This is a genomic window from Pseudomonas sp. TWI923, from assembly GCF_039673365.1.
In the GTDB taxonomy this organism is placed as follows: domain Bacteria; phylum Pseudomonadota; class Gammaproteobacteria; order Pseudomonadales; family Pseudomonadaceae; genus Aquipseudomonas; species Aquipseudomonas sichuanensis.
On record NZ_JBDJLM010000101.1, the window covers coordinates 1 to 14,416 of the forward strand.

Annotated in this window: 14 protein-coding genes; 4 read left to right on the forward strand and 10 right to left on the reverse strand. The window is 65.5% G+C overall.

The genetic code is table 11. The features are described 5' to 3' along the window. Positions 1–219 precede the first annotated feature (219 nt). From ABE459_RS23890 to ribBA, 5 genes are all read right to left on the reverse strand, one after another. Complete coding sequence (locus tag ABE459_RS23890) at positions 220–1,368, reverse strand: ABC transporter ATP-binding protein (RefSeq protein ID WP_346648150.1); 1,149 nt, start codon at positions 1,366–1,368, stop codon at positions 220–222. A gap of 19 nt (positions 1,369–1,387) precedes the next feature. Continuing rightward, entirely contained in the window at positions 1,388–2,197 is an 810-nt protein-coding gene (locus tag ABE459_RS23895; protein WP_110996573.1) for an ABC transporter permease, read from the reverse strand. A 6-nt stretch (positions 2,198–2,203) separates the two neighbouring features. Next, positions 2,204–3,121 carry an ABC transporter permease gene (locus tag ABE459_RS23900; protein WP_323833764.1) on the reverse strand — a complete coding sequence of 306 codons (918 nt, stop codon included), beginning with the start codon at positions 3,119–3,121 and terminating at the stop codon, positions 2,204–2,206. Next, positions 3,118–4,143 carry an ABC transporter substrate-binding protein gene (locus ABE459_RS23905; protein WP_125858432.1) on the reverse strand — a complete coding sequence of 342 codons (1,026 nt, stop codon included), beginning with the start codon at positions 4,141–4,143 and terminating at the stop codon, positions 3,118–3,120. Before ABE459_RS23905 ends, ABE459_RS23900 begins: the two co-directional genes overlap by 4 nt. Positions 4,144–4,484: 341 nt before the next feature. After that, on the reverse strand, positions 4,485–5,606 hold the full coding sequence (gene ribBA, locus ABE459_RS23910; RefSeq protein ID WP_125463846.1) for a bifunctional 3,4-dihydroxy-2-butanone-4-phosphate synthase/GTP cyclohydrolase II: 1,122 nt from the start codon (positions 5,604–5,606) through the stop codon (positions 4,485–4,487). Positions 5,607–5,684: 78 nt separating this feature from the next. Between ribBA and ABE459_RS23915 the strand changes: the two genes are divergently transcribed. Next, on the forward strand, positions 5,685–5,978 hold the full coding sequence (locus tag ABE459_RS23915) for a DUF1330 domain-containing protein (protein WP_323833761.1): 294 nt from the start codon (positions 5,685–5,687) through the stop codon (positions 5,976–5,978). 60 nt (positions 5,979–6,038) lie between these two features. Here the strand turns inward: ABE459_RS23915 and ABE459_RS23920 are convergent, their stop codons facing one another. The 3 genes from ABE459_RS23920 to ABE459_RS23930 form a co-directional block, all read right to left on the reverse strand. Next, positions 6,039–7,028: a TerC family protein gene (locus ABE459_RS23920; RefSeq protein ID WP_323833759.1), complete on the reverse strand. Its 990-nt coding sequence runs from the start codon at positions 7,026–7,028 to the stop codon at positions 6,039–6,041. A gap of 156 nt (positions 7,029–7,184) precedes the next feature. Next, on the reverse strand, positions 7,185–7,841 hold the full coding sequence (locus tag ABE459_RS23925; protein ID WP_323833755.1) for a DUF3313 domain-containing protein: 657 nt from the start codon (positions 7,839–7,841) through the stop codon (positions 7,185–7,187). Beyond that, positions 7,838–8,146, reverse strand: coding sequence for a hypothetical protein (locus ABE459_RS23930; RefSeq protein WP_125463864.1), 309 nt, complete (start codon positions 8,144–8,146; stop codon positions 7,838–7,840). The genes ABE459_RS23925 and ABE459_RS23930 overlap by 4 nt, the downstream gene beginning before the upstream one ends. Before the next feature lie 157 nt (positions 8,147–8,303). Here ABE459_RS23930 and ABE459_RS23935 point away from each other — a divergent pair, with 157 nt between their 5' ends. Next, positions 8,304–9,011 carry a response regulator gene (locus tag ABE459_RS23935; RefSeq protein WP_178125851.1) on the forward strand — a complete coding sequence of 236 codons (708 nt, stop codon included), beginning with the start codon at positions 8,304–8,306 and terminating at the stop codon, positions 9,009–9,011. Continuing rightward, entirely contained in the window at positions 9,008–10,342 is a 1,335-nt protein-coding gene (locus tag ABE459_RS23940) for an ATP-binding protein (protein WP_323833753.1), read from the forward strand. Before ABE459_RS23935 ends, ABE459_RS23940 begins: the two co-directional genes overlap by 4 nt. Positions 10,343–10,345: 3 nt before the next feature. Here the strand turns inward: ABE459_RS23940 and ABE459_RS23945 are convergent, their stop codons facing one another. Continuing rightward, positions 10,346–11,653 (reverse strand): phosphate ABC transporter substrate-binding/OmpA family protein, encoded by a 1,308-nt coding sequence (locus ABE459_RS23945; protein WP_346648151.1) that lies wholly within the window; start codon positions 11,651–11,653, stop codon positions 10,346–10,348. Between the two features lie 187 nt (positions 11,654–11,840). Continuing rightward, positions 11,841–13,238 (reverse strand): cytosine permease, encoded by a 1,398-nt coding sequence (locus tag ABE459_RS23950; protein WP_125463868.1) that lies wholly within the window; start codon positions 13,236–13,238, stop codon positions 11,841–11,843. Between the two features lie 262 nt (positions 13,239–13,500). Between ABE459_RS23950 and ABE459_RS23955 the strand changes: the two genes are divergently transcribed. Beyond that, positions 13,501–14,385, forward strand: a complete 885-nt coding sequence (locus ABE459_RS23955; RefSeq protein ID WP_110995758.1) for an EamA family transporter — start codon at positions 13,501–13,503, stop codon at positions 14,383–14,385. Positions 14,386–14,416: the final 31 nt, after the last annotated feature.

Below are 14,416 nucleotides of genomic sequence, written 5' to 3' on the forward strand. Positions count from 1 at the left end.
TCAAGCAGCTCTTTCGGGACCTTCGGTAACTCTCGAAGCGGTTTCTTTCTGGTTGGCATACATGCACCTCTTACTCATGGTATGCCCGAACACAAAATTTCTGACACCCTCACTACGCGTCGACATCGCCGCCGAATGCGCATACATCTATCAAAACAAACACTCTGAAAGCCGAAGCCGAAGCCGAAGCCGAAGCCGAAGCCGAAGCCGAAGCCAAAATCAATGCGCCCCAGCCCCCTTACTCAAATCACTCTCCGCCCATTCGGTATAAACACAGGCATCCGCCACCGCCCACCGCACCTTGACCTTATCCCCCGCCCGCATCGGCATCCCCGCCGCCGACAGCGCCTTGACCGTCATCTCCGTGCCCCCCTGGGTCACCACATGGCAGGTCTGGCTTTCACCCAGGAACAGCACCTCACCCACCGTGGCACCTACCTCGTTCCACCCCGCCGGCAACAGCTCGCGCGCCGCCTGCTCGACAGTCAAAGCCAGGGCCTTCTCCGGCCGCACCATGACCAGCGCATCCTGCTCGGCGGCCAGCCCCGGGGTCAGGCGAATCGCCAACTGCTGCCCCTCGAAAGCCCCAGCCCCATGGCTGCTGGCCTTGATCCGCAGGAAGTTGGAATTGCCCAGGAACGAAGCGACAAACGCGTTCGGTGGGTTCTGATACAGGTCATACCCAGTGCCCAGCCCGACGATCTTGCCGTGGCTGAAGATGGCGATGCGCTGGGACAGGCGCATCGCCTCTTCCTGGTCGTGGGTCACGTAGACGATGGTGATCCCCAGCCGACGGTGCAACTGACGCAGCTCGTCCTGCAGGTCTTCACGCAGTTTCTTGTCCAGTGCGCCGAGCGGTTCGTCCATCAGCAGGATGCGCGGCTCGTACACCAGCGCCCGGGCGATCGCCACCCGCTGCTGCTGCCCGCCGGACATCTGCGAGGGCTTGCGATGGGCGAACTTCTCCAGCTGCACCAGCTTGAGCATGGCGTCCACGCGCTTGTTGGTCTCGGCCGCGCCGAGCTTGCGGATGGCCAGGGGGAAGGCAATGTTGTCGCGCACGTTCAGGTGCGGGAACAACGAGTAGCGCTGGAACACCATGCCGATGTCACGCTTGTGCGGCGGCACGTTGACCAGCGACTGGCCGTCCACCAGGATCTCGCCGCTGCTGGGGGTCTCGAACCCGGCCAGCATCGACAAGGTGGTGGACTTGCCCGAGCCGCTGGAGCCGAGGAAGGTGAGGAACTCGCCGTCCTGGATCTCCAGGTCGAGGTTGTCCACGGCGGTGAAGTCGCCGTAGTGCTTGTTCAGGCCGCGCAGGCTGACCAGGGTCTTGTTCGGCGCGTCGTCTTTGATCACTGCACTCATTGTTGTTTTCTCCGGGCGCTCAGGCGTTGTTTTCGGTGCGCCGGCGCAAGGCGGCGGCAATGACCATGACCAGCAGCGACAGGCCGATCAGCAGCGTCGAGGCGACGGCGATCACCGGGCTGAGGTCCTGGCGCAGGGTGGTCCACATTTTTACCGGCAGGGTCTGCAGGTCGGGGCTGGCCATCATCACGCTCAGCACCACCTCGTCCCACGACACCAGGAAGGCGAACAGGCCGCCGGCGATCATCCCCGGGCGGATAGCCGGGAAGGTCACCTTGACGATCGCCTGCAGGCGCGAGGCGCCGCAGATCACCGCGGCATCCTCGATCGACTGGTCGAACAGCTTCAGCGAGTTGATGATCGAGATGATGGTGAAGGGCAGGGCGACGATCACGTGGCTTACCACGAAGGCGAACAGCGTGCCGGTGTAGCCCAGCTTGAGAAACAGCGCGTACACCGCCACGGCGATGATCACCAGCGGTACGATCATCGGCATGGTGAACAGGCCGTACAGCAGCTCGCGGCCCGGGAAGCGGCCGCGCACCAGGGCGAACGCGGTGGGCAGGCCGAGGGCCACGGCGGCGAAGGTGGTCAGTACGGCGACCTTGAGGCTGGCCAGCGCGGCGTCCATCCACTCGGGGTTGGAGAAGAACTGCACGTACCACTTCACGGTCCAGCCCGGCGGCGGGAACACCAGCCACTGGGACGAGCCGAACGACAGCAGGATGATGAACACCACCGGCAGCAGCAGGAACGCGGCGATGACCCCGGTGGTCAAGTACAAGCCCGTGCGCAACGGGCGGCTCATGGCATTGGGTGACAGCAGCATGGCGGATTACCTCGCGTTACCGACCGGGGATTCCGGCTGCAGTTTCAGGTACAGGTAGAAGAGCACCAGGGTGATCACCACCAACAGGGCGGCCGCGGCACTGGCCAGGCCCCAGTTCAGGAACGATTGCACCTGCTGGATGATGAACTCGGGCAGCATCATGTTCTGCGCACCGCCCAGCAGGGCCGGCGTCACGTAGTAACCGAGGGACATGACGAACACCATCAGCGCGCCGGAGAACAGCCCCGAGCGGCACAGCGGCAGGAACACCTTCCAGAAGTTGGTCCAGGGGCTGGCGCCGCAGATGGAACCGGCCTGCAGCACCATCGGGTCGATGGCTTGCATGGTCGCCTGCAGCGGCAGCACGATGAACGGGATCATGATGTAGCTCATGCCGATCACCACGCCGGTGAGGTTGTGCACCATCTCCAGCGGCGCATCGATGATGCCCAGCGCCATCAACACCTTGTTGATCACCCCCGAACTCTGCAGCAGCACCAGCCAGGAGTAGGTGCGCGCCAGCAGGCTGGTCCACATCGACAGCAGCACGATGTTCAGCAGCCAGCGGCCCCAGCCCTTGGGCACCAGGGTGATCGCCCAGGCCAGCGGGAAACCCAGCAGCACGCTGATCAGGGTCACCAGGCCCGCTACCGAGAAGGTGTTGAACAGCACCCGGGCGTAGGCCGAGTTGGCGAACAACTGCTCGTAGTTGCCCAGCCCCGGCACCGGCTCCAATACACCGCGCAGCAACAGGCCGATCAGCGGGGCGAAGAAGAACAGACCAAGAAACAGCAGAGCCGGCAGCAGGTTACGGCTGCCGCGCCAGCGTTGGCTCAGGGGCGGGCGGCGGTCGTCCGCCCGTGGCGCGCCGGTGCCGCTGGGGGCACCTTGCGCGTTGTGCAGGGCATTGATGGCGACTTTCATTTGACCAGCCACTCATTCCAGCGGGCCGCGATGGCCTGGCCGTTCTTGGCCCAGTAGGCGAAGTCCAGGGTCACCTGGTCCTGGGCGTAGGCGGTCGGCAGGTTCTTGGCGAGGTCCTTGTCGAGCTTGGCAACGCTGTCGACGTTCACCGGTGCATAGGCGGTCTTGTTGGCGAACTCGGCCTGGCCTTCGGCGCTGCTGGCGTTGGCCAGGAACTTCATGGCCGCGTCCTTGTTCTTGGCGCCTTTGGGGATGACCAGGAAATCGGCCATGACCAGGTTTTGCTTCCAGCTCACGCCGACCGGCGCGCCGTCCTGCTGCAGGGCATACACGCGGCCGTTCCAGAACTGCCCGAGCGAGGCTTCACCCGAGGCCAGCAGTTGCTGCGACTGGGCGCCGCCGCCCCACCAGACGATGTCCTGCTTGATGGTGTCGAGCTTCTTGAAGGCGCGGTCCAGGTCCAGCGGGTAGAGCTTGTCGGGGGCTACGCCATCGGCCAGCAGGGCCAGTTCGAGCACGCCGGGGCTGGGCCATTTATACAGGGCGCGTTTACCGGGGTAGGTCTTGGTGTCGAACAGGGCCGACCAGTCCACCGGCTTGTTGGCGCCGAGCTTGCCCTCGTTGTAGCCGAGCACGAAGGAGAAGAAGAACGAGCCGACGCCATGGTCGGAGACGAAGCGCGGGTCAATCTTGTCGCGCTTGATCTGGTTGAAATCGAGGGGTTCGAGCAGGCCTTCGCTGGCGGCGCGCAGGGCAAAGTCGGCTTCGACGTCGACCACGTCCCACTGCACGTTGCCGCTTTCGACCATGGCTTTGAGCTTGCCGTAGTCGGTGGGGCCGTCCTGCACGACCTTGATCCCGGACGCTTTGCTGAAAGGTTCGGCCCATGCCGCTTTCTGCGCATCCTGGGTGGTGCCGCCCCAGCTGACGAAGTTCAGGCTGTCGGCCGCCTGGGTGGCCTGGCAGGCCAGGGTCAGCAGGCTGGCGGACAGCACTGCGGTTACTCGTTTGCTCAACAGCATGGTTACGCCCTCGTTGCTTTTGTTATTCGAGGCGGGGCCGGTGGTGCGCCCGCCAATAGTGTTCGGGGAGCTGCTTTCACTGTGTGTCGCGTGGCCGTCTTGTGATTGTAGGTACGGCCGAAGAATTCAAGGTCTACGGGATATCATATTATGGTATTCCAAACTTTTCGCAAGAGGGATGGGCGACCGGCCATCACTCTGTTGCCCGCGAAAACGACGCGGACCCTGTGGGAACCGGCTTGCCGGCGATAGGGCCAGTTCAGGCACCACCGCCTTGGCAACTGACGCAATCGCTGGCAAGCCAGCTCCCACAGGGTCCGCGCTGTTACACAAGGGTTGAATCAACCAACCATCCCAGGCTCGAACGGAATGCTCTGCACCACCTCCAGCTCATACCCCGCCAACCCCGCATACTTGAGCGGCGGCCCCAGGTGGCGCAGCTTGCCCACGCCCAGGTCCTGCAGGATCTGCGCGCCGGTGCCGACTTCCGAATACACCTTCGACTGGCCGCGCTGGTAAGGGCGTAGCGGCTGCGTCAGTTGCGGTACACGCTCCAGCAGCGCCTGGGAAGACTCATGGTTGGCGAGGATCACCACCACCCCGGCGCCTTCCGCGGCCACCTTCTGCAGCGCCGCCCACAGGGTCCAGTTGGCGGGCCCGGCATACTCGGCGCCGACCAGGTCACGCAGCGGGTCGATCACGTGTACGCGCACCAGCGTCGGCTGCTCGCGGCGGATGTCACCCATGACCATGGCCATGTGCACACCGCCCTCGATGCGGTCTTCATAGGTGACCAGGCGGAATGTGCCGTGCACGGTGGGCAGTTCGCGTTCACCGATGCGCTTGATGGTCTGCTCGGTGCTCAGGCGGTAGTGGATCAGGTCGGCGATGGTGCCGATCTTGATCCCGTGACGGGCGGCGAATACTTCCAGGTCCGGGCGCCGGGCCATGGTGCCGTCGTCGTTGAGCACTTCGACGATCACCGAGGCCGGGGTGAAGCCGGCCAGGCGGGCCAGGTCGCAGCCGGCCTCGGTATGGCCGGCGCGGGTCAGCACGCCGCCCTCACGGGCACGTAGGGGGAAGATGTGGCCGGGCTGTACCAAGTCTTCCGGGCGGGCATCGGCGGCCATGGCGGCGGCCACGGTACGGGCCCGGTCGGCGGCGGAGATGCCGGTGGTGACGCCGCTGGCGGCCTCGATCGACACGGTGAAGGCGGTGCTGAACACGCTGCCGTTGGCCGGCACCATCTGCTCGAGGCCCAGGCGCTGGCAGTGTTCGTCGGTAAGGGTCAGGCAGATCAGGCCACGGGCCTCGCGGGCCATGAAATTGATGGCCTGGGCGTCGCAACGCTCGGCGGCGATCAGCAGGTCGCCCTCGTTTTCGCGGTCTTCGTCATCCACCAGCAGGACCATCTTGCCCTGCCGGTAGTCCTCGAGGAGTTCTTCGATGCTGTTGAATGCCATGTTGCACGCTCACGGTGATGGGGTGATTATTATGGTATACCATCATACATAAATATCCCTGAAGCAGGAGTACGACGGATGAAGGCCTACTGGATCGCCCATGTGGACGTCAGCGACCCCGAGCAGTACCAGCAGTACACCCAGCGCGCCCCGGCGGCGTTCGTTGCCTTCGGTGGGCGCTTTCTTGCCCGGGGCGGGCGCAGCGAGGCGATGGAGGGGCGGCCCACTCCCCAGCGTAGCGTGGTGATCGAGTTCGATTCGTATGAGCAGGCGCTGGCGTGCTATCGCTCGGACCTGTATCAGGAGGCTTGCCGCCACCGCCAGGGGGTGGCGAAGGCGGAGGTGATCATTGTCGAAGGGTTCGAGCCCTGAGTGGGTATCTGGTTGGTTGGGGCTGCTTTGCAGCCCTTTCGCGGCACAAGGCGGCCCGATTCACACGTCTTCTTTCGCCTGCCCGCGGGTACGCAGCAGCGACAGCAGCACCCCACCCAGCAACAGCCCGAACGTCACCCCCAGCGACACCCCCGCCGGCACCTTGCCCACCAGCCCGTGCCAGAAGATCTTGCAGCCGATGAAGACCAACACCATCGCCAGTGCGTACTTGAGGTAGACGAAGCGGTGCATCAGCGCCGCCAGGGCAAAGTACAGCGAGCGCAGGCCGAGGATGGCGAAGATGTTCGAGGTGTAGACGATGAATGGGTCCTGGGTGATGGCGAAGATCGCCGGCACGCTGTCGACGGCAAACACCAGGTCGGCCAGCTCGATCAGCACCAGGGCGAGGAACAGCGGTGTGGCGTAGCGCAGGGCCTGTTGCTCCCCGGGCGGGGTGAGCCGCACGAAGAAGCGCGGGCCGTGGATCTGCTCGGTAACCCGCATGTGCCGGCGCACGAAGCGCAGCACCGGGTTGTTGGCCAGGTCAGGGTGGCTGTTGTCCTTCGACAGCGCCATCTTCACCCCGGTGAACAGCAGGAAGGCGCCGAAGATGTACAGCACCCAGGCAAAGTGCTGCACCAGTGCCGCGCCCACGCCGATCATGATCGCCCGCAACACCACCACCCCGAGGATGCCCCAGAACAGCACGCGGTGCTGGTAGCGGCGGGGGATGGCGAAGAAGCTGAAGATCATCGCCATGACGAACACGTTGTCCATCGACAACGATTGTTCCACCAGGAATCCGGTGTAGAACTCCAGCGCCGGCTGCGCGCCCAGCTCGTGCCAGACCCACACGCCAAACAGCACGCCGACACTGAAGTAGCCGGAATACAGCAGCAGGCTTTCGCGCATTTCGATCTCGCGTTCCTGGCGGTGCAGCACACCCAGGTCAAGCACGAGCAAGGCGATGACGATTACGATGAACACCAGCCACAACCAGGTGCTGGTACCGAGGAATGGGTTAACGAGAAATGCATGCAGAGCTGTCATGAGCCCCTCCTTGATTGTCGACGTTGCCAGGCAACAGTGATTCCGACATGGCGGCGCAAACCGTCAGAGGGGCCCGGCATCACATGCTCTTGAGGCTAGTCCTGAATGCTGGGATGCCGATGGCAAGGCTGTTACATTTCTTTTCCAGCAATTCGATCACCGATGCTTGACGGCATACGCCTGGCGCACATCGCTGGCCCAGCCATCGAGCACGGCCTTGACGTTGTCGGCGGTCATCGGCTGGCGGTCGTTTTCCAGCGGCACGCCAGTGCCGGTGAGTACCGCCGCGCCGATCAGCCTGCCGCTGGTGCCCGCCTCGAAACGCAGCTCGCTGGCAATTTCACTGTCCAGGTCTCGCCAGCCTGCTGCGCTGCTCACCCCGGCCGCAACCAGGGTGACCGGCAGCCATTCATAAAAGCGCAAACCTTGGGTATGGGCGTCGACCCGGCTGATGACCGGCCTGATCACCAGGGTGTTCGGCCCTGGGCGCTCGACCACGGTCATGACCTTGCCCAGCTCGTTGCGCAGCGCCGCGTCGTAGTAGCCGGTGATGCTGGCCAGCGTGCTCTGTGGGATGCGAGCGGTCGGCGTGGGCGCAGGGTAGAGCTGGCTTGGTGCGAGGTACACCTGGATATAGCGGCCGCGCGGCAGTTTAGGGTCGACCCAGGTCAGGGCGGTGCCGCCCGAAGGCGTCGGGTGTGGGCTGAGCACGCTGTAGTCCGGCAGGTAGCCGGTAGGCGGCGTCTTGCTGCTGCACGCAGACACGCCCAATACGCAGGTCAGCAGCACGGCACGGGCAGGCATGCGCTTCATGGCTGGCCTCCGGCGGTGTCGCTTGCCAGGTCCTGTGGCGAATGCTCAATGTGCAGTTGCCCCTTGGCCATCATCCAGTGGATGAGTTCGTTCGCCGTCACCGTATGGCTGTATTCCACCCATTCGCCGTGCGCCGGGCTGTAATGTTCGAAGTAGCGCCGCAGGACGATCTGGCCGTTGTGCTCGCCCAGTTCAAGGCTCGCCTGCTGGATGGTCAGGGCTGCGCCGTCGCCACGGGTGCTGGTGCGCTGGTTGAGGATCAGGGCAGGGCCCTCGGTGCTGGTGCTGCGGTGCGAGACGTTCATCGGTGCCCCCTGTGATCGAAGGCCTGCAGGGTGCCCCAGGTTGTTTGCCGGCGAATGTCGGCGTGATGTCCACACTGTAGAAATGTTACGCGGTTGAAATAAATGACCGCAGCCGCGCAATGGTTTTAGATACGTCCTTTTTCTGGACCCAGTGACCGTGAGCAGACTGCTGATCGTCGACGACGACGTGGAAATCCTGGCCCTGCTGAAGCAGTTCTTCATGCAGCATGCCTACGAGGTCGAGTTGGCCGCCGACGGCCAGGCCATGTGGGCGGCCATTGCCCGGCAAGCCCCGGACATCATCATCCTCGACCTGATGCTGCCGGGCGAGGGCGGCCTGAGCCTGTGCCAGAAGGTCCGTGCCCAGACCGGCATACCGATCGTCATGCTCACCGCCATGGCCGAACTGAGCGACCGTATCGTCGGCCTGGAACTGGGCGCCGACGATTACCTGACCAAACCCTTCGACCCACGTGAGCTGCTCGCCCGCCTGCGCGCCGTGCAGCGCCGGGCCGGTGGCCAGTTGCCCCGTGCCGAGGCCGTGCGGCCGCTGATCGGCTTCGCCGGTTGGCAGTTGGATGTCACCTGCCGTGAGCTGCGCTCGCCCGAGCAGGTGATGATCCCGTTGTCCGGCGCCGAGTTCGACCTGCTGGTGGTGTTCCTCGAGCACCCGCAGCGCATCCTCACCCGCGAGCAACTGATCGACCTGACCCGTGGCCAGGGGCATGACGCCTTCGACCGCAGCATCGATGTGCAGGTCAGCCGGCTGCGGCGCAAGATCGAGCCGGACAGCAAGCGGCCGGACCTGATCCGCACTGTGCGCAACGGCGGCTACCTGTTCACTGCCAAGGTCACCCGCTCATGATCGGCCGGTTGTTGCGACGCGACACCCTGCGCTGGCGGATCGCCCTGACCATCTTCGCCGCCATGCTGGCGTCGCTGGCGCTCAATGCGCTGTTCGTCCAGGTGGCCGGCATCTGGGCGCGCCCGCCGATCGAGCGTACCGGCCTGCTCGAACAGATCGCCGTGACCACGCGCCTGCTGGAGGCGGCGCCGGTACCCTTGCGCGGGCAACTGGCGCAGGCGGCGAGCAACCCGGCCTTGCAGGTGACCTGGAGCGGCCAGCGTGACGCACTCGGGCTGCCTGCCGCGGGCATGGCGGTGGAGGCCGAGCGCATCCCGGCCTTGCGGCCATTGCTGGGGCAGGGCAGGACGATCGAGGCGTTCAATCCCTCGGACTGGCCAGCGGGCAGCGCCCAGGCGCATTACGGCGCACTGGTGCGTCTGGCCGATGGCAGCTGGCTGTCATTCGTCCCACCCGAGCGCAGCTGGGGGCTCAGCGCGCCGGCACGGATTGCGGTGATCCTCGGCCTGGGGCTGATCGCCACGCTGCTGGTGGCCTGGCTGGCCACACGGCAACTGGCCAACCCGCTGCAGCGCTTCGCCAGCGCGGCGCGCCGCTTCGGCGGCGACCTGCAGGCCCCGCCCATCGATATCGAGGGGCCGCAGGAGATCCGCCAGGCCATCGTCGCGTTCAACACCATGCAGGCGCAGATCCAGCATTTCTTGCGCGAACGCACGCAGATGCTCGCGGCCATCTCCCATGACCTGCGTGCGCCACTGACGCGCCTGCGCCTGCGCAGCGAGTTCATGGAGGACCTGGAGCACCAGCGCAAGCTGGTGCGCGATGTCGACGAGATGCAATCGATGATCAACGCGGCCCTGGCGTTCTTCCGCGAAGGCACGCAACTGGAGCAGGCGACGGTGTTCGACTTGTCCGAGCTGCTGCAGACCATCCTCGACGACTACTGCGACCAGCACATCGACGTCGACTTCAGCGGCCCGGCACACCTGGTGCATTGGGGCCGGCCGCTGGCGCTCAAGCGGGTGGTGGTCAACCTGCTGGAGAACGCGATCAAGTATGCGCGCGCCCCGCGCATCGCCTTGAGCCGCGAGGCCCATCGGGTGCTGATCGAGATCAGCGACGAGGGGCCGGGCATCCCCGAAGCGGCACTGCAGCAGGTGTTCGAGCCGTTCTTCCGCCTGGAGGGCTCACGCAACCGGCATACCGGCGGCGTCGGGCTCGGCTTGTCGGCGGCGCGGGCGATGGTGCGCGAGCAGGGTGGCGAGCTGACCTTGCACAACCGCCGGGGCGCGGGGCTGGTGGCACGGATCGAACTGCCAGACTACCGCTGAGGCTCAGTACACCCAGACCTCGACCCGGCGGTTGCGCAAGCGCCCCTGTTCCAGGTCGTTGCCCGCGACCGGCAGCTCGTCGCCCATGCCGGTCACTTCCTTGACCTCCACGCCCTGGCGCGCCAGTTCACGGCGTACCGCCATAGCCCGCAGGCGCGAGAGCAGGGCGGCGCGCCCCGGGGTTTCCTTGGGGTCGCCAAAGCCCACCAAGACCGCCTTGCGCTGTAACTTGCCGGCCTGGCGCAGGTAGTCGCCGACCCGCTGCACATCGCGCAGGGCCTTGTTGTCGAGGCCGGCGCTGCCCTCCTGGAAACGAAAGTTGACCGTCAGGCGGTTGGCTTCGCGGGCAAGGCTCAGGTAGCGCACGGGCATGTCCGCTTGCACTGGCACCGGCAGCGCCTTGATCTGCTGCGAGACGAAGCCCTGCTCGGCGACGATGGCCTGGCCGGCCGGGCTCTGGGCGAACTCGGCCAGGGCCCGGGCCTGGGGGATCGCGTTGGCCGGCAAGTAGAAGAACAGGCGCCGCGACAGCGGGTAGTCTTCGCTGGCAACCAGCGCGCGGCTGGGTGGCAGGGCGGCGGCGTCACCGTCGGCCACCGCCAGTACCTTGGCCCCGTGCACCGTGGCCAGGCCGCTGAAACCGATGGCCTGGCGGTCGGCCTTGACCTGTTCGGCCAAGGCGTCAGCGGCTTCGAAGCGCCGGGCCTGGGCCGACAGTTCGCCGTGGCGTGGGTCGAGCACCAGCGCCTTGAAGGTCTCGAAGGTGCCCGAGCGGTCGTCGCGGGCGTACAGGTGGATAGCGCCGCCGGGCACCCCCAACTGCTCCCAGCGTGAGAGCTGGCCGGAGAAGATCTGTGCCAGTTGCACGGTGGTCAATTGCGCAAGCGGGTTGTCGGGGTGGACGATAACCGCCACCCCATCCAGGCCGATTACTTGTTCCGAACCGGCCCCGCGCAGGTCGCCCAAGGCTTGCAGCTGCTGTGCTTCGCGGTCGCTGATCGGCCGCGAGGCGGCGGCCAGGTCGGCATCGCCCCGGGCCAGGGCGGCAAAGCCGGTGCTCGAACCATGGGCGGCGATGTCGATGCGCAGCGGCTGGCCGTTGCGGCTCTGGGCGCGGATCACGGTCTCGTTGACTGCCGCGCCGGGCTGGCTGTCGATTGCACTGGCGCCTTGCGCCTGCAGCAGCCCGCGCACCAGCGCCGGGCCCAGTGCGGCGCCGATGGTGTTGGAGCCCTGGATGCGCAGTTGCACAGGTTCAGCCACGGCCAGGGCGGGGATCAGACAGAGCAGAAGGGTGAACAGGCGGTGCATGCCGGGGACCTTTGGCACAGAGTTGCGCCGCAGATTACGACAGTGGCGTGACTGTTGGATGACAGGTGCCGGCAGCTGACTTTTGATGCCTTCAGGTGTATGGCGACAGGTTTGCAGCGCTCGATCTCAAAGGCGCTGCAAAAACATCGGCGAGCCCCTGGTGGCCCTCACCGAACTTCCCGCCAAATCAGCGCGCCTCAGGCACGATGATGTGGCTCGGCGCCTCACTGGCCCGCCGCCGGGCAACGCAGTAATACAGCACGCTCGGCACCACCAGCCCGATCAGCCAGGACACATCCACGCCGCCCAGGTGCGCGACCATGGGCCCGGTATACAGCTTGGTGTCGATGAACGGCATCTGCACCAGCACGCCGAAGGTGTACACACCGATTCCCGGCCAGTTCCAGCGGCCATAGCGGCCATTGGGGTCGGCCAGTGCCGGGATGTCGTAGCGCTCCTTGGTGATGAAGTAGTAATCCACCAGGTTCACCGCGCTCCAGGGCACGAAGAAGGTCAGCAGGAACAGGATGAACGACTTGAACGCCGTGAGGAACGAGTGTTGGCCGAGCAGGGCGACCAGCGTGGCGGCGCCGACGATGGCCAGCACGAACACCAGCCGTTGGGCGCGGCTGATCGACAGGTGGCCACGAAAACCGCTGATGATCGTGGCGATGCACATGAAGCTGCCGTAGCTGTTGAGCGTAGAGATGGTCACCTTGCCGAACGCGATGCAGAAGTACAGCAGCGCCGCCGTGGTGCCGGCGCCGCCCAGGCCGACGATATAGGCCACTTCACGCCCGGAGAACTGCCCGCCGGCGATGGCGACGGCGAACACCCCCAGGACCATCGACGCCTGGGCGCCGAGCACCGAACCCAGGCCGGCGGCGAGGAACGTCTTGAGGGGCGAGGTGTTGCTGGGCAGGTAGCGCGAATAGTCGGCCACATAGGGGCCGAAGGCGATCTGCCAGGACGCCGCCAGGGAGACCGCGAGCAAGAAAGTCGCCCAGCTGAAATGACGGTTGGCGAGCAGCTCGCTGATGTCGGCCAGCATCAGGATGCGGCTGAACAGATAGACGAAGGCGATGATCCCCAGCACGCTGGCCACGCGGCCGATCCAGTGAATCACCCGGTAGCCGGCCAGGGTCGCCAGCACGATCACCCCGGCGAACAGCAGGATGCCGGTGCTGTCGCTGACGCTGAGCAATTGGCCGATGGCCTGGCCGGACAGCACCGTGCCGGTGGCGGTGAAGCCCATGTACATCAGGCACACCAGCACCATCGGGATGGCTGCGCCGTAGACCCCGAACTGTACGCGGCTGGAGATCATCTGCGGCAGCCCCAGGCGCGGGCCCTGGGCGGCATGCAGGGCCATCACCGCGCCGCCGATCAGTTGGCCGATGAACAGGCCGATCAGCGACCAGAACACATCGCCGCCGAGCACCACGGCCAGGGCGCCGGTGACGATCGCGGTAATCTGCAGGTTGGCACCCAGCCACAGGGTGAACTGGCTGTAGACGCGTCCATGGCGTTCGGTTTCGGGGATGTAGTCGATCGAGCGCCGCTCGATCACAGGTTTGCTGGACATCGGGGAGGGCTCCGCTTCGTTGTTTTTGTGAAGGGCGGCGGCTATCGGCAGGACGCAGGGCGGATGGCCGAGGCTTGATCTGAGCATGTCTATACAAGTCCGGTCAAGTGAAGCTTGCGGCCGATTTTTCCTACTGCCATGGAGCCGATACAGCGCACTGTTACGCAAGGTCGGTACACAACTGTGCTGGTCCCTGGACCGGCAATCGCCTTATGCTGTAACGAAATATGTCTAGAACAAGCCTGTAGAAGGAAAGCGTGCCATGCCACTCAAGGACCTGCTGATCGCCCTGGTGGTGATCATCGCCTGGGGCGTCAATTTCGTGGTCATCAAGGTCGGCCTCGACGGCCTGCCGCCGATGCTGCTGGGTGCCTTGCGCTTTCTGCTGGTGGCGTTTCCGGCGGTGTTGCTGGTGCGGCGCCCGAATTTGCCGTGGCGCTGGCTGATCGCCTACGGTGCGACCATCTCCCTGGGGCAGTTCGCTTTCCTGTTCCAGGCCATGTACAGCGGCATGCCGCCGGGGCTGGCGTCGCTGGTGCTGCAATCGCAGGCGTTCTTTACCCTCGGTTTCGCTGCGCTGTTCCTCGGTGAGCGGCTGCGCCTGGCCAGTGTGCTCGGGCTGCTGGTGGCGGCCGGGGGGCTGGCGGTGATCGGCAGCGAGCACAGCAGCCACGTGCCGTTGATCGCCTTGCTGCTGACCCTGTGCGGCGGCGCCATGTGGGGCATGGGCAACATCATCACCCGGCGCTTCGGCAAGGTCGACCTGGTGGCGCTGGTGATCTGGGGCGGGCTGATCCCGCCGCTGCCGTTTCTGGCGCTGTCGTGGTGGCTGGAAGGGCCGGAGCTGATCGCCCATGCACTGCTCAACATCAGCTGGAGCTCGGTGCTGGCCCTGGCCTACCTGGCGTTCGTCGCCACCATGATCGGCTACAGCCTTTGGAGTACGCTGCTGTCGCGCCATCCAGCGGGCAAGGTGGCGCCGTTCTCGCTGCTGGTGCCGGTGATCGGCCTGAGCTCCTCGGCGCTGCTGCTGGGCGAGCGCTTGAGCCAGATGCAGGTCTGGGGTGGCCTGCTGGTGATGCTGGGGTTGCTGATCAATGTGTTCGGGCCACGGCTGGGGCAGCGCTTGAAGGCGGCCAGCGCGTAAGTTCACGCCCGTTGTAGGAGCGGCCTTGTGC

Coding starts and splice junctions, on each gene's coding strand:
- ABE459_RS23890 (WP_346648150.1), bottom strand. CDS start 1,368: ATGAGTGCAGTGATCAAAGACGACGCGCCGAACAAGACCCTGGTCAGC.
- ABE459_RS23895 (WP_110996573.1), bottom strand. CDS start 2,197: ATGCTGCTGTCACCCAATGCCATGAGCCGCCCGTTGCGCACGGGCTTG.
- ABE459_RS23900 (WP_323833764.1), bottom strand. CDS start 3,121: ATGAAAGTCGCCATCAATGCCCTGCACAACGCGCAAGGTGCCCCCAGC.
- ABE459_RS23905 (WP_125858432.1), bottom strand. CDS start 4,143: ATGCTGTTGAGCAAACGAGTAACCGCAGTGCTGTCCGCCAGCCTGCTG.
- ribBA (WP_125463846.1), bottom strand. CDS start 5,606: ATGGCATTCAACAGCATCGAAGAACTCCTCGAGGACTACCGGCAGGGC.
- ABE459_RS23915 (WP_323833761.1), top strand. CDS start 5,685: ATGAAGGCCTACTGGATCGCCCATGTGGACGTCAGCGACCCCGAGCAG.
- ABE459_RS23920 (WP_323833759.1), bottom strand. CDS start 7,028: ATGACAGCTCTGCATGCATTTCTCGTTAACCCATTCCTCGGTACCAGC.
- ABE459_RS23925 (WP_323833755.1), bottom strand. CDS start 7,841: ATGAAGCGCATGCCTGCCCGTGCCGTGCTGCTGACCTGCGTATTGGGC.
- ABE459_RS23930 (WP_125463864.1), bottom strand. CDS start 8,146: ATGAACGTCTCGCACCGCAGCACCAGCACCGAGGGCCCTGCCCTGATC.
- ABE459_RS23940 (WP_323833753.1), top strand. CDS start 9,008: ATGATCGGCCGGTTGTTGCGACGCGACACCCTGCGCTGGCGGATCGCC.
- ABE459_RS23945 (WP_346648151.1), bottom strand. CDS start 11,653: ATGCACCGCCTGTTCACCCTTCTGCTCTGTCTGATCCCCGCCCTGGCC.
- ABE459_RS23950 (WP_125463868.1), bottom strand. CDS start 13,238: ATGTCCAGCAAACCTGTGATCGAGCGGCGCTCGATCGACTACATCCCC.
- ABE459_RS23955 (WP_110995758.1), top strand. CDS start 13,501: ATGCCACTCAAGGACCTGCTGATCGCCCTGGTGGTGATCATCGCCTGG.